Below are 13,324 nucleotides of genomic sequence, written 5' to 3'. Positions count from 1 at the left end.
GTGCTCAGGCACTCCACCTAGAGATGCGCCTGTGAACAGGGAGGCTCCACCGCAAAGGCGCCACTTCATTCCCATAAAGGTGCTCCCAGATGACAAGCTCTGTTCACCACCTGCCACGCGCAATCCCGACGCTTCCCACACTAGTACCCGCCCCTACGCCTGCGCCTACACCCGGCAACGCGGTCGCCAACCCCAAGCCCAACCTTAAAACCGCCCTGGCCGATAAACGAAACCTCATCACCTTGGGCGAAGCGCTCAGTCAACTGGCCAGGCAACTGGGCGCGGACGCCACCGCACCGGTGATATTGGCAGCGCTGAAAAGCACATCGATGCTGCTTGATCCTGACTCACATCCTCCTCAGGATGCCGGCCGGCACATCACCCTTGAGGCTTTCATCCTCAGTCTCGGCTTGCCTTTACCTGACCGCCATTTCGCGCTCGACGGCCTCTCGGACGCCGTTATCGGCCGTGGCCAAGTGCATCCGTTGGGCAACCTGGGCGGTGCGCTGTCGTGGCCTGTGCCGCTGAGCGCCGATCAACAGCAACGCGTCCGGCGCATCGCCATGAGCCATGTCGACCCCCATGGCCAACAACCGCAAGTGATGCAGACCCAGGGCCTGTTGCTGGAGTTCTTGCGACTTCGCACGCCGCTCCCCGCAGGGCTGCTGAATGATCCGGCCAAAGCGCTGGAGGCCTTGATCAGTTCACCCGAAGGGCAATTACTCGGCGAAACACTGCGCGAAACCCTGCAGGGCGTTGCCACCGACAGCAGCACGATGGACTACCTGCTCGCTGCCGTGATCTTGCAACTGGACCCGGAATCCATCACCACACCGCATCGCAACGTTGTCGCAGGCTTCGATCTGGCCCATGACAAGCACTGGGGCAAGCCGCTGTCCACGCTGGTCGATGGTCTTGAACAGCATCTGGTCACGCAGGTAAAGACCAGCGCGGCCATGGCCGGCGTCGCCGCGCATCTGTTGTTGGCCAATCGCGCACCGGCGTTGCTGATCAAGGACATTCCGGCCAGCGTCACCTATGGCAGCCTGGCCTGGGTCAACCTGTCGATAGCCGCCGCCACCATTGAAGCGCAAACGCCCGGCAAGGTCGCGAATATGACCTTTAGCGAAGTCATGCTGGCGGCTCGCAGCGCCAGTGCAGCCGACCCGGCCTTGACCGGGCGCGTGCAACGGGAAGTCCTGGTGGATTGGGGCGTGGCCAACGGGGTGCTGGCCAGGAAAGATGATCAACACTATAGCGCTGATGAGCTCACCGCCCTGCTCGGTGAATTCAATGCACGCAGAGCGCTGACCAGCGCCGCCACGCAAGCCTTGGATGCGCAGATTCCGTCGCGTCGAGAGATGGCGCTGGCCGAGCTGAAAAAACGCTTCCCCGAGCAACAGGCCCTGTTCGAGGAAAAACGACTTCACATCAGCCGCCAGGAAACCACAGCCGATGGCGGCGTCGGCTATCGGACGTTCGAGGTCGGGCCCCACTCGATGCTGGACATCGCCATGATGGACTTGCCGGACGCTGACTGCGTCTTCACCTCTGACGACACGCGCATGCCGCTGGCGGCCTTGAATGCCAACCCTCGGTTTGGCGTGGCCGACGCCTTCGAGGCGCAGTTCGCCGACGCGGTCCAGCAAAAAAAGGCCGCCATCAATACTTACGTCAGGCACTTGATCAGCCAGGCGCCCCTGGCGGTGCGCGAAGATCTCGAATACGGCAAGATCAGCTTCTTCCAGGAGCATTCACACAGCTTGGGCACGGGGTTTACCGGGACCACGCCACACCCCAGAAATGAGGAACTGCTGGTCGCAGTCGAGCGCGACGGGGTGACCAGGGCCTACGCGATCAGCTTTAACAAAGGTGCGATTACACCGATCCGGCCGTCGCGGGCAAGCGCCCAGAGCCGTCGGGACGCCAGTGTCGTGCACGAAACACAAGCCTTTGTCCCCAAGGGTGACGACGCTGCCCGTCGAGAGGCGCAACAGCGCCCGAGTCAATCGCCACCCGACAGCTTCAATTCCGAGCGCACGGGCCTGATCGCTGACGCCTTCGTGCAGCATGTCGACCTGGATAACGAGGCGATCAAACAACAGGCCCGCGGCCTCACCACCGCCGATAACAATCGCAGGCGCGGCGAAGCGGTCAGCGAGGCCATACTGGACCTGATCCCCTTTCGCGCGGCGTTCAATCACTTTCGCAAAGGGCATATCGGCGAAGGTTTGTTAGACCTGGGCATGGACCTGTTCGGCGTCTTGACCGCCGGCGTGGGCACCGCCGGCAAGGTTATCAAGATCGCCGGCACTGCCGCCGCAACCGCCACCAAGGTGGCGCGTACGGTCAAGGTCATCGGGATGGCCACCTTCAGTTCACTCAATCCTTTGAGCGGCCTGGGCGATGCGGCGGTGGGTGCCACCCGCTTGATCGGCGGCGGGTTCTCCAAGAGCGTCGAATGGCTCAATCACCTGAGGGGCGCGAGCGGTGGCTATGACTTATTGAAGGCTGCCAGCAAGGAGCATGGGCCGACCTTGATCGGCACATACAAGGTGGGTGGGATCGAGACCGAAGGCGTCGCCGTCCTGAAAAATGATCACTGGTACCCCTATGATCCCATCGCCAATAAACCCTATGGCCTGCCCATCGACGGTTTTTCCCCACGCGGAGCACCTGAGCTGCATGCCTTGAATGGGGTGGCCAACGAACCTGCGTATTTAAGACTGCACAACAACATCCTTAACGCACGGACAGCGCAAAACAGACCGGCCTTCAATCAGGGTTATTTGACCGGACGCTTGCAGGAACTGCCGGGTTATCGCGATGGAATGGGCAGTTCACAACTCAGGAAACTGGCAGAAGCGCAGGGGCGACTGCCACGTGAGCTGGGCATCCTGAGCCGGGAACTGAAACTTGCCTATATCCGGGACGGTGAGTACACCAGCGCGTTACTGCGCCATGATGTGACGGGGCCAGGGGTATCGGTGCTGCCCTTTTCACAGGCCCGTTATAACGCACACGTTGACTTGTCCTCCGTCGGCGAGTGCGCCGGCATATCCTATGCCATGGCGCTGGCGCTGCATCTGGGCAGCGAAGAGCAGTTTGTGAAGAACCTGCTCAAGGTGAGCGACAACCCTTCAACGGCCGCCCACACACGATTCGCCACGCATTTGCGCGACCTGCAAGATGCGGTGAAAAAACCCAGTGCCTTCCATTTCGGCGGGCAGGTGGAAGTCGGGTACGACGAGATCATCGAGAAAATGCTCACGTCTGGAAAGTCGATGACTATCAGGATCGGTACTGTGGATCACGCGATGCTGGCTGGGGTGCGGATCAAAAACGGTAAGCCTGAGTGGTTCTTTTTCGACCCCAACGCCGGCCTGGTCAAATTCACAAACTTGCAGTCGATGGAAAAAGGCATGGAGGAATTGCTCAACAGCGGCCAATCCGCGGCGTTGCACAACACGCGTCGCACGCTGACGGGTAAACGCGCCTACAGCATCAGTACGTTTGAGCCCGGCCACGTGAACAACCGTCCCGGCATCAACCCGGATGCGGTCAGAGAACTTTCCAGCGTTACGTTGTAAACCATCAAGCGCCGAGGCATCCTGCCTGCCTAAAGTCACAGTGCCATTAAGTTTTTCGGAACTTGCTGGCATTGTGACTACTCATTAGTTGAGTTGCCTCAGCCCTACCTGGCCTCTGCACCTTTACTTTCAGGAATGTTCACTATGCCGTCCCCTGCCTCCACCATCCTTGTAGTCGAAGACGACGCCATCGTGCGCATGTTGATTGTCGATGTGCTTGAAGAGTTGGAGTTCTGTGTACTGGAGGCCGCTGATGCCGGCGAAGCGCTGGCCGTGGTCAACACCGACAAAGCCATCCACCTGATGATGACCGATGTCGGCCTGCCCGACATGGACGGCAAGGAATTGGCGACCCAAGTGCGTCAGCTCCGCCCCACCCTACCAATTCTGTTTGCCAGTGGTTATGCCGAAAACATCGACGTTCCCGAAGGGATGCAAGTCATTGGTAAACCGTTCTCGATCGATCAACTGCGCGACAAAGTCAAATCGATGTTGCCCGCCGCGTAGCCCTCCTTCCCCAGGACAAACAGCACGGCCCCTCTGAACCTGGAGCCGTCTGCTAACCTGCACATCTGCGCCACGCCGTTATCACACTGACAGTTCAACTTGTTTGCAGGGATTAACGTGACGTCCGGCGAATAAAACTGGAAACTCGGCGTTTTAATCCCACGCCCTTGAAAAAGCACTCAGGAAGGACGCAACTACATGATTGGAAAACCGACGCGCCTGCTGTTGGCGAGCCTCTCGATATTCATGAGCACCGGTGCCTGGGCCGACTTCACGGCGACCCCGACCGAAGCCCGGGCCATCGCCAAGGAGGCCTACTTGTACGGCTACCCGGTGGTGGAGATGTACAAGACGCTCTACACCCAGGCCGTTGATAAAGGCGGCACCAATTTCAAGGCCCCGTTCAATCACATCGGTAACAGCGCCCAGCTGTTCACGCCCAAGGACACTGCGTTCACGACCCCGAACTCGGACACGCCCTACTCCTTCGTCTGGATGGACCTGCGCAAAGAACCCCTGGTGCTGACCCTGCCCAAGATCGAAGACAACCGCTACTACTCGGTACAGTTGATCGACCTCTACACGCAGAACATCGCCTACCTGGGCACCCGCAGCACCGGCAACAATGGCGGGCACTTCATGATCGCCGGGCCTGACTGGAAAGGTCAGCAACCGGTCGACATCGACCGCGTGATCTACAGCGAAAGCAACATCGCCTACGCCTTGTACCGCACGCAGTTGTTCGATGAAAAAGACCTGGCCAAGGTCAAGCAGATCCAGAGCGGTTATAAAGTGCAGCCGCTGAGCAGCTATGTGAAGCAGCCCGCTCCGGCCAAAGTGGCCAAGATCGAATGGCCCAAGCCGATGGCAACCATGACCGACAGCCCGCAGCTGTTCCGTTACCTGAACTTCATGCTCAGCTTCGCCGCGCCCCAGGACAGCGAAAAAGACCTGTTGGCGCGTTTTGCCAAGATCGGCATTGCGCCGGGCGCACCGTTCAAGGTCAACCAGCTCAGCGCTGAACAGCGCAAGGCCCTTGAAGAAGGGATCGCCGATGCCAAGGCAGAGTTCGCAGCGTTCAAGAAAGACAAGCTCGACACCCAGCAAGTCTCCAGCAGCGACCTGTTCGGCAGCCGTGATCGCCTGAAAAACAACTATTTGTACCGCTATGCCGGGGCCAACCTGGAGATTTTCGGTAACTCAAGCGACGAAGCCACCTACCTGACCTACTACGTCGACAGCGAAGGCAAACCCGCCAACGGCGCACGCCACAGCTACACCGTGCATTTTGCCAAGGACCAACTGCCGCCGGCCGATGCGTTCTGGTCGCTGACCATGTACGACGCCAAAACCAAGTTGCTGGTGCCCAACCACAAGAAGCGTTACCTGATCAATTCGCAGATGTTGCCCAACCTCAAGCTCGACGCCGATGGCGGCCTGACCCTGGCGCTGCAACACCACGAGCCGCCGAAGGCCGAACAGAGCAATTGGCTGCCGGCGCCACCCGGTCCGTTTTATGCGGTGCTGCGCATTTACCTGCCCAAACCTGAGGTGGGTAACGGTCAATGGAAACTTCCCCCCTTGACGCCTCTCAAGTAACGGGTTGTACAGGAGCGAGCCTGCTCGCTCCTGCTTGCACGCAATAATCAGTGTTTGAACTTGGCATAGGATTGATGCAGATCCGAAGCCCAGGCATCGATCACACTTTTCACATCATCGGCCTTCATGACCTGGGAATCATTGGACAGGGGCTTGCCGGTGCCTTTGCGTACGACTTGGGCGAGCACTTTGCCATTGCCACCGTCGAGGAACTGCGCTTCGGTGCCCAGGGTGGTTTCCTGATCGCGGATGCCGGCGCCGGTACTCACGGCCGCCGCCACCAGGGCCACAGGGATGTACTCATAAGGCTTGAGGCTTTCGGTCTTGCTGCTTACGGCGGTGATGGCGGCACGCACCACAATCACCCCCGGCCCCGGCGCACTCGCCAGCGGCAACGACTTGGCCAACTCACGCTTGAGCGCCTGGTTGTAATAGGCATTGATACCGTCCAGGGTGCCTTGCGGGATTTTAGTGGTTGCCTGGGGCTTGGGATAAAACTGGGTCGGCTCGACAAATACCGCCGTGTAGTTGCGCAGGTTCAGATTGGGGTCGACCCAGCGCATCACTTCAGCGCCCGAAGGCGACTTGGCTTCCTTGAGCTGACTGTAGTCCGATAGAAACCCCGAATACTCGTCGGGTTGGGTGAGCTTGCTTGCGCAGCCTGCCATTGCGAGCGAGGCGATGCACAGCGTGCTGATCATTAGCCTTGACTTCATCATTGAACTCCCTGTCGGTCATCACCGGAATATTGAGCTGTAGGTATAGCCAACTTTGCGCAAACAAGGGTTTCTGCCGGCAAGTTTTGCCGCAGTGCTAGATGCGCGCTCTGTTGCGCTCGAGAGGTCAACTGCACCGGTCATTTCGCAGGCAACTGCGTATGACTAATCCACGAGCGGTGGGTAAGGTAACGCGACATTCCTCGTCAGGAGCATCGCATGCGCACCATTGGCCTTATCGGCGGCATGAGCTGGGAATCTAGCGCCGAGTATTACCGCATCATCAACCAGAGCGTGCGCGACCAGCTCGGCCCACTGCGCTCGGCGCAGTTATTGATGTACAGCGTGGACTTCGGCCCGGTGGAACAAGCCCAGCATGCCGGGCGCTGGGATGACACCGCAGTGATTCTGCAAGACGCGGCGCGCCGCCTGCAGGCCGGCGGCGCCGATTGCGTGGTGCTGTGTACCAATACCATGCATTTGGTGGCGCCGCGCATCGAGGCTGCGGTGTCGATTCCGTTCCTGCATATCGCCGATGCCACTGCGGCCGCAGCCCTTGCGGCGGGCACCCTGACCGTGGGCCTGCTGGGTACGGCGTTCACCATGGAGCAGGACTTTCTCAAATCACGCCTGGCCGCCCAGGGGTTGAGCGTGCTGGTGCCTGATGCAGACGAACGCCAGGCCGTGCACCGGATCATCTACGAAGAGTTGTGCGTGGGGGTGATCAGCGAAGCTTCCCGCCAGGTCTACCAACGGGTGATCGACAGCCTCGCCGCGCGAGGTGCCCAGGCCATCATCCTGGGGTGCACCGAGATCTGCCTGCTGATCCAGCCCGAACACAGCAACCTGCCACTGCTGGACAGCACCGAGCTGCATGCGCGGGCGGCGGTGGCGTTTGCTTTACAGGACTAGGCCAAGGCCATCGACAGTAATCCAAGCCATCTGAAGTCAACTGCGGGAGGGGGCGAGCTCAATTAAGGATGAACATTGTCCCTGTGGCGAGGGAGCTTGCTCCCGCTGGGTCGCAAAGCGGCCCCAGCTTTTGGTTTGAAACGACTGGGCCTGCTACGCAGTCCAGCGGGAGCAAGCTCCCTCGCCACAGGTTACCCGTTGTCCGCTCCTTTGCGCAGGCGCGCCATGCTCAGCGCGTCGACAAACACCCCATCGCGCACACCGTAATCGCGCAGGCAGCCCTCGACCTCGAAGCCGAACTTGCGATAGAGCGCGTGAGCGGCTTCGTTGTCGGCATACACCGTCAATTCGACGCGTCGCAGGTTCATCCAGTTGTCAGCCACTTCCAACGCAGCGCTCAATAGCTTCGAACCCACACCTTTGCCTTGCCAGGCGGTAGCGACTCCCATGCCCAAGCCGGCGATGTGGCTTTGGCGAACGCGGGCATTCTGCTCCATGCCGAGGTTGCCGATGACCTCACCGCCATGCACCGCCACCAGTTGCAGGCGCCTTTCGTTGTCCATCACCAGGCGCTTGCGCCAGGCCTCCACGGATTGAAAAGGCATTTGCAGCACCTGACGGCACACGGCCGGGTCGTTATACAGCGCAGTGACGCCTTCCAGATGGGCTTCGGTAAAGCGCTGGATCACGATGTGGGGTTCAGGTGCGTGCATTGTGTTTCATCCTTTGAAAGACACGTGGCCAGCCAGTGTAGAGGCCCAACCCGCCGGCTGGCTAGCGCGCTGGAGCGCTCGACCAGAGCGACGGCCAATCGCCATAACCCACGCCGGTACAGCGCGGCATCATCTTGAATTCGCTGAGCTGGAAGCCCTTGCCGTCATACACCCAGACGCCTCCAGCACCGCAATCCCCAATCCCACGCTGTTTATAGAAATAGCTCAACGTGCCAGTGGCTTCGTCATACCCGACCGAGCCTTGCAGCGCCGCGCCGTCCAACGGCAAGGGTTGCAGGGTCAGTGGGGTTTCGCCGTAAGGCGCCTGGCGCTGGCGGCTGGTGACATCGTACTCGCAGTTGTAGGCGGCGCAGTCATAGCGCACCACGCTCATGGCTTGAGCCGCACTCAGCGCGCCGACTTCAGCCTGCGGCGCCATCTCGGTATCGGTCTGCGTGATGGCTTTCACGGCGGCGGCCGCCAAGCCGGTCTGCTCCTGTGCAGTCAGCGGTGGCGCAGCCGGGAACTTGCGCAATAGCGGTAGCGGCAAACGCGCCGGTACTTCACTCGCCGCCCCTTTGCCCGGCCGCGCCAGTGCGGTGACGGTATCCAGGCGACCTTGCACTGCATCCATCAACAGCAGCGAAGCGCTCAGCCCGCTGAGCGATACATGCGCGCTTTCATCTCCCGGCACCTGCAAACGCTGACCGTTGCGCAACCGCTGCAACCAGAGGCGAGCCGGTGCTTCATCGATCACGCCGTAGGACTGAACCTGGGGGTCTTCGCCCTCATCGTCCAGCTCCACGTGCAATGCCTGCGTCAACTCCAGGCCCAGAGGCTGACCATCCAACAGCAATGTAGAAAGGTCCACCGCCTCACCACGATGATCAAAACGCAAACGTGGATACCCCTGCGGGCCGGCCTGATGCCAGATGTGCAAGGTCAGGGAGCTGTAGTCCTCTTCGTCGACGCCGCTGGGCGCACTGAGGGCATGGCAATTGCGCAGGTTGTCGCAGCCGGTCACCCATTGCTTGATTTCCCGCAGCAGGGGCACGGTTTCGGCGGGCGGTTGGGCGAAGGCTGGAAAGGTGGCGCCGGCCAGCGACAAGGCCAGTAATGCGGGGCGTAGCATGGGGACTCTCCGTGTCTGAAAGGCGCGGATTGTCCCATGTTCAGTGCATGGCGTCAGCGGCCGGAAGCGGTTCGCCACACCCGCGCAACATCCGCCGCCCGCTCGCGCAACAGACGCGGCGCCTCGGCGCAGGCCTGCTCCAGGCTCATCGGCCCGTTCGGCAAGGCGAACGCAGCCGCCACGCCATGGGCGTACATCTGTTCATAGCCATCGCCCAGGGTGCCGGCGATCACGATCACAGGCACCTGGTGCCGCTGGGCGATACGGGCCACGCCAAAGGGGGTTTTACCGCGCAGGGTCTGGGCGTCGAAGCGGCCTTCGCCGGTGATCACCAGGTCGGCGCCGCGTACGGCAGCGTCCAGGCCCACCAGTTCGGCCACAACTTCAACGCCGGCCCGAAACTGTGCGCCTAGAAACGCCTTGGCGGCAAAGCCCAGGCCACCGGCGGCGCCGCTGCCGGGCTCGTCGCGCACATCCTTGGGCAGCACCCTGGCGCAGTGGTCGGCGAAGTGGCCGAGGGCTGCATCCAGCTGTTGGACCTGCGCGGGATCGGCGCCCTTTTGCGGGCCGAAAATGGCTGAAGCGCCCTGGGGGCCACACAGGGGGTTGTTCACATCCGCCGCGATTTCAAATTGCACCTGCGCCAGGCGCGGGTCCAACCGCTCCAGGTTGAGGTGCGCCAGGCGCGCCAACGCCAGGCCGCCGGCGGGCAGTGGTTGCTGTTGGTCATCGAGCAGTTGCACGCCAAGGGCCTGCATGGCGCCGGCACCCGCGTCATTGGTGGCGCTACCGCCAATCGCCAGGATGATACGGCGGGCCCCCAGGTCCAAGGCGGCACGGATCAGCTCGCCGGTGCCGTAGGTGGTGCTGGAGCATGCGTCGCGCTGCCCTGGCGGTACCCGTTGCAGGCCGCTCGCTTCGGCCATTTCGATCATCGCGGTGTGGCTGGCTGCCAACCAGCCCCAGCGTGCCTCGACCGTGCCGCCCAGCGGCCCCCGCACCCATTGGCGGCGCAGTTCGCCGTTGCAGGCGGCGAGTACCGCATCCACCGTCCCTTCACCGCCATCCGCCATCGGACACTGGATGCATTGCGCATCCGGCCAGACCTCGGCCAGCCCTTCGGCAATGGCCTGGGCAACGCCTTCAGCACTCAGGCTGTCCTTGAACGAGTCGGGGGCGATGATGATTTTCATGGGCTTTCTCCGGTTTTTATAACGCCCATGCTGCCAGTTGTCTGCGGGGATGACGCCGGTCCGATGCACAAGTGTGGATGAGCTTTGTTGTTCATTCCGACAAAGCCTGGGGTAACAGCTGTACGCCCAGGTAGAGGGCGAGCATGCCGTCCAGTGTCAGGGGGTCGGCCCCGCTGAGTTCGGCGATACGCTCCATGCGATAACGCAAACTGTTGCGATGGATGCCTAGGGCATCGGCGCACGCCTGGCTTTGGCCATCGTGTTCGCACCAACTGCGCAAGGTGGCGAGCAGTTGGCCGTTGCTGTCCTTGGCCAGGACTTTGCGCAGCGGGTTGAGCAATTCGTCCAGGGCATCATCGTTGCGATGACGCCAGAGCATCACCGGCAGGCGGTAACGGTTGAGGGTCAGCAGGCGTGACTGAGGCAGTACATCCCGGCCGTAGGCCAGCAGATCGCTGACACGTCGGTAGCAACGACGCAACCCGGCCAAGCCATCGGCCTGCCCGCCCACGGCTACACGCAGGATGTTCCAGCCCTGTCCATCGAGTTTTTCCAACAGGCGCGGGTTGTCTACCGGCACGGTTGCCGGCCGACACCACAACAGCGAGAACTGCGCCGAGCTGACACACCAACTGTCCGGGTAGCGACTGCCCAGCCAGGCACTCAAGGCTTCGGCCGATTGCCCCGGCCCCAGCTCGAACAGGTACGGCGTACGGGGCATCTGCGGCTTGAGCCCCAACTGTTGGGCTTCGTCCACCAGCCGTGGTGAGTCGCCACTGTCGGCCAGCAACAAGGCGAGCAAATCATCACAGCGCTGCCGGCGCCATTGCTGTTCGGCTTGCTGGTGACGGTGGCTCACCAGCATTTCAGCGGTCATGCGCACCAGCTCGGCGTAGGTGCGCAGCCCTTCGGGTTCGCCGGTAATCCCCAGCACACCGATCAGGCGCTGGTCATGCAGCAATGGCAGGTTGATGCCCGGCTGCACTCCCTTGAGGTGCTTGGCGGTCTGGCCGTCGATTTCCACCACGCGACCATTGGCCAGCACCAACTGCGCGCCCTCGTGGCGGGTATTGATGCGCTCCGGCTCGCCACTGCCCAGGATCAGGCCCTGGCTGTCCATGACGTTGACGTTGTAAGGCAGGATTGCCATGGTGCGATCGACAATATCCTGCGCCAAGTCATGATCCAACTCGAACATGGGGCTATTTTCCTGGAAAGCGGTTGTTCAGCGGCACAGCGCAAAGGGCGCTCGACTGTGCGCGAGCACAAAGACAGTACCCCATCACGTCACCGAGACTGTTTGGGCGATCAACGTTACCCTCGCATCGCGAAAAATCATAATAAAGAGAGAACCCCATGTCACAGAGCGCCGCTGCCACACAGGCCACCGATGACGATAAAAACGCCATCTATCAGCGCATTACCCTGCGCCTGATCCCCTTCATCTTTATCTGCTATCTGTTCAATTACCTCGACCGGGTAAACGTTGGCTTTGCCAAACTGCAGATGCTCGATGCGTTGAAATTCAGCGAAACCGTGTACGGCCTCGGTGCCGGTATCTTCTTTATCGGCTACGTGCTGTGCGGCGTACCGAGCAACCTGGCGCTGACCCGGTTCGGCCCACGGCGCTGGATTGCGCTGATGATGATCGTGTGGGGCACGCTGTCTACGTGCCTGCTGTTCGTCACCACACCGACGCATTTCTACACCCTGCGCCTGTTGACCGGCGCCGCCGAGGCCGGTTTCTTCCCGGGTGTGGTGCTGTACCTTTCGCAGTGGTTCCCGACCTTTCGCCGTGGGCGCATCATGGCGTTGTTCATGTCGGCGATCCCGGTTTCCGGCCTGCTCGGCAGCCCGTTCTCCGGTTGGATCCTCAACCACTTCGCCGCCGGCCAAGGTGGCCTGGCGGGCTGGCAGTGGATGTTCCTGTTGCAGGGCATCCCCACCGTGATCCTCGGCGCCCTCGCCTACTTCCTGCTCAGCGATAACTTCGCCAACGCCAAGTGGCTCAAACCCCACGAACGTGAGGTATTGGAAGCTGACCAGGCGACCGATTTGGCGAACAAACCGAAAACCACCAGCGACTCATTGGCTGAAGTGTTCAGGAACCCGGCGATCTGGGCGTTCGGCCTGATCTACTTCTGCATCCAGAGTGGCGTCTACGCGATCAACTTCTGGCTGCCGTCGATCATCAAGAACCTGGGTTTCAGCGATAACCTGGTGATCGGCTGGCTCAGTGCCATCCCGTATTTGCTGGCGGCGGTGTTCATGCTGCTGGTGGGGCGCTCGGCCGATTTGCGTAAAGAGCGGCGCTGGCATTTAGTCGTACCGATGTTGATGGGCGCAATCGGCCTGGTGATTGCGGTGAATTTCGCCACCACGCCGGCCTTGGCGATTCTGGGCCTGACGATCGCCACCATGGGCGCCCTGACCGGCCTGCCGATGTTCTGGCCGGTGCCCACGGCAATGCTCAGCGCCGGTGCGGCGGCAGGCGGCCTGGCGCTGATCAACTCCATGGGCCAGATGGCGGGTTTTCTGAGCCCGTATATCGTCGGCTTTGTGAAAGATGCCACCGGTTCCACGGACATGGCGCTGTACCTGCTGGCGGCCGTGATTGTTGCCGGTAGCCTGTTGGCACTGCGCATGACGCGTAGCCTCAGGACCTGAGCCGTCCATGGCTCCCACGCCTATGAATGCATGGGAGCCACTGATCAGTAAGTCACTTGAGCGGGTTGCGGCTGAACCGGCAGCCCGTTCAAGACTCGCTGCTGATCCTCGCTGAGCGGACGGTTTTCAACCGGCGGCTTGTTTTGCAGCGTGGCGATAATCGACTCGATCAGATGATTGGCGCCTGGGAACGCCGTCGGCTGGTTTACTGAGGACATGGGGTTTCTCCTTGGAATCATTGGATGAACACTGCCAGGCATCGGCAGTTACAACCTCTGTGGTCTCACCAGCGATT

Annotated in this window: 11 protein-coding genes; 5 read left to right on the top strand and 6 right to left on the bottom strand. The window is 61.2% G+C overall.

The genetic code is table 11. The features are described from left to right. Positions 1–89: 89 nt before the first annotated feature. The 3 genes from DK870_RS04165 (at position 90) to DK870_RS04155 (ending at position 5,696) form a co-directional block, all read left to right on the top strand. Complete coding sequence (locus tag DK870_RS04165; protein WP_161548024.1) at positions 90–3,590, top strand: hypothetical protein; 3,501 nt, start codon at positions 90–92, stop codon at positions 3,588–3,590. A gap of 144 nt (positions 3,591–3,734) precedes the next feature. Continuing rightward, the gene (locus DK870_RS04160) at positions 3,735–4,097 is read left to right on the top strand and encodes a response regulator (protein WP_060752993.1); all 363 of its coding nucleotides are present in this window, start codon (positions 3,735–3,737) and stop codon (positions 4,095–4,097) included. A gap of 198 nt (positions 4,098–4,295) precedes the next feature. Continuing rightward, a complete protein-coding gene (locus DK870_RS04155; protein WP_060752992.1) occupies positions 4,296–5,696 on the top strand; it encodes a DUF1254 domain-containing protein in 1,401 nt (466 codons plus the stop codon). A 47-nt stretch (positions 5,697–5,743) separates the two neighbouring features. Here DK870_RS04155 and DK870_RS04150 read toward each other — a convergent pair whose 3' ends face one another. Continuing rightward, positions 5,744–6,412 carry a DUF3313 domain-containing protein gene (locus DK870_RS04150; RefSeq protein ID WP_104993842.1) on the bottom strand — a complete coding sequence of 223 codons (669 nt, stop codon included), beginning with the start codon at positions 6,410–6,412 and terminating at the stop codon, positions 5,744–5,746. Positions 6,413–6,631: 219 nt separating this feature from the next. Here DK870_RS04150 and DK870_RS04145 point away from each other — a divergent pair, with 219 nt between their 5' ends. Further along, positions 6,632–7,324 carry an aspartate/glutamate racemase family protein gene (locus tag DK870_RS04145; protein WP_060752990.1) on the top strand — a complete coding sequence of 231 codons (693 nt, stop codon included), beginning with the start codon at positions 6,632–6,634 and terminating at the stop codon, positions 7,322–7,324. Positions 7,325–7,515: 191 nt separating this feature from the next. Here the strand turns inward: DK870_RS04145 and DK870_RS04140 are convergent, their stop codons facing one another. The 4 genes from DK870_RS04140 to DK870_RS04125 all read right to left on the bottom strand — a co-directional run bounded on the left by DK870_RS04140 (position 7,516) and on the right by DK870_RS04125 (position 11,560). Further along, on the bottom strand, positions 7,516–8,037 hold the full coding sequence (locus DK870_RS04140; RefSeq protein WP_060752989.1) for a GNAT family N-acetyltransferase: 522 nt from the start codon (positions 8,035–8,037) through the stop codon (positions 7,516–7,518). 61 nt (positions 8,038–8,098) lie between these two features. Then, a complete protein-coding gene (locus DK870_RS04135; protein WP_161548023.1) occupies positions 8,099–9,169 on the bottom strand; it encodes a DUF1176 domain-containing protein in 1,071 nt (356 codons plus the stop codon). Positions 9,170–9,222: 53 nt separating this feature from the next. Beyond that, on the bottom strand, positions 9,223–10,362 hold the full coding sequence (locus DK870_RS04130) for a glycerate kinase (protein WP_161548022.1): 1,140 nt from the start codon (positions 10,360–10,362) through the stop codon (positions 9,223–9,225). Between the two features lie 91 nt (positions 10,363–10,453). Further along, entirely contained in the window at positions 10,454–11,560 is a 1,107-nt protein-coding gene (locus DK870_RS04125; RefSeq protein ID WP_161548021.1) for a sugar diacid recognition domain-containing protein, read from the bottom strand. A 158-nt stretch (positions 11,561–11,718) separates the two neighbouring features. Here DK870_RS04125 and DK870_RS04120 point away from each other — a divergent pair, with 158 nt between their 5' ends. Next, on the top strand, positions 11,719–13,029 hold the full coding sequence (locus tag DK870_RS04120) for an MFS transporter (protein ID WP_161548020.1): 1,311 nt from the start codon (positions 11,719–11,721) through the stop codon (positions 13,027–13,029). Positions 13,030–13,073: 44 nt separating this feature from the next. On the opposite strand, the gene DK870_RS04115 is transcribed toward DK870_RS04120, so the two are convergent. Next, positions 13,074–13,247, bottom strand: a complete 174-nt coding sequence (locus DK870_RS04115; RefSeq protein ID WP_158510680.1) for a hypothetical protein — start codon at positions 13,245–13,247, stop codon at positions 13,074–13,076. Positions 13,248–13,324: the final 77 nt, after the last annotated feature.

It is taken from the genome of Pseudomonas sp. Q1 (assembly GCF_009935975.1).
GTDB classification, from domain to species: domain Bacteria; phylum Pseudomonadota; class Gammaproteobacteria; order Pseudomonadales; family Pseudomonadaceae; genus Aquipseudomonas; species Aquipseudomonas palleroniana.
This window is presented reverse-complemented; position numbering and strand designations above follow the sequence as displayed.

What these genes read in the sequence shown, in the direction of transcription:
- DK870_RS04165 (WP_161548024.1), top strand. Translation starts at nt 90, where the DNA reads ATGACAAGCTCTGTTCACCACCTGCCACGCGCAATCCCGACGCTTCCC.
- DK870_RS04160 (WP_060752993.1), top strand. Translation starts at nt 3,735, where the DNA reads ATGCCGTCCCCTGCCTCCACCATCCTTGTAGTCGAAGACGACGCCATC.
- DK870_RS04155 (WP_060752992.1), top strand. Translation starts at nt 4,296, where the DNA reads ATGATTGGAAAACCGACGCGCCTGCTGTTGGCGAGCCTCTCGATATTC.
- DK870_RS04150 (WP_104993842.1), bottom strand. Translation starts at nt 6,412, where the DNA reads ATGAAGTCAAGGCTAATGATCAGCACGCTGTGCATCGCCTCGCTCGCA.
- DK870_RS04145 (WP_060752990.1), top strand. Translation starts at nt 6,632, where the DNA reads ATGCGCACCATTGGCCTTATCGGCGGCATGAGCTGGGAATCTAGCGCC.
- DK870_RS04140 (WP_060752989.1), bottom strand. Translation starts at nt 8,037, where the DNA reads ATGCACGCACCTGAACCCCACATCGTGATCCAGCGCTTTACCGAAGCC.
- DK870_RS04135 (WP_161548023.1), bottom strand. Translation starts at nt 9,169, where the DNA reads ATGCTACGCCCCGCATTACTGGCCTTGTCGCTGGCCGGCGCCACCTTT.
- DK870_RS04130 (WP_161548022.1), bottom strand. Translation starts at nt 10,362, where the DNA reads ATGAAAATCATCATCGCCCCCGACTCGTTCAAGGACAGCCTGAGTGCT.
- DK870_RS04125 (WP_161548021.1), bottom strand. Translation starts at nt 11,560, where the DNA reads ATGTTCGAGTTGGATCATGACTTGGCGCAGGATATTGTCGATCGCACC.
- DK870_RS04120 (WP_161548020.1), top strand. Translation starts at nt 11,719, where the DNA reads ATGTCACAGAGCGCCGCTGCCACACAGGCCACCGATGACGATAAAAAC.
- DK870_RS04115 (WP_158510680.1), bottom strand. Translation starts at nt 13,247, where the DNA reads ATGTCCTCAGTAAACCAGCCGACGGCGTTCCCAGGCGCCAATCATCTG.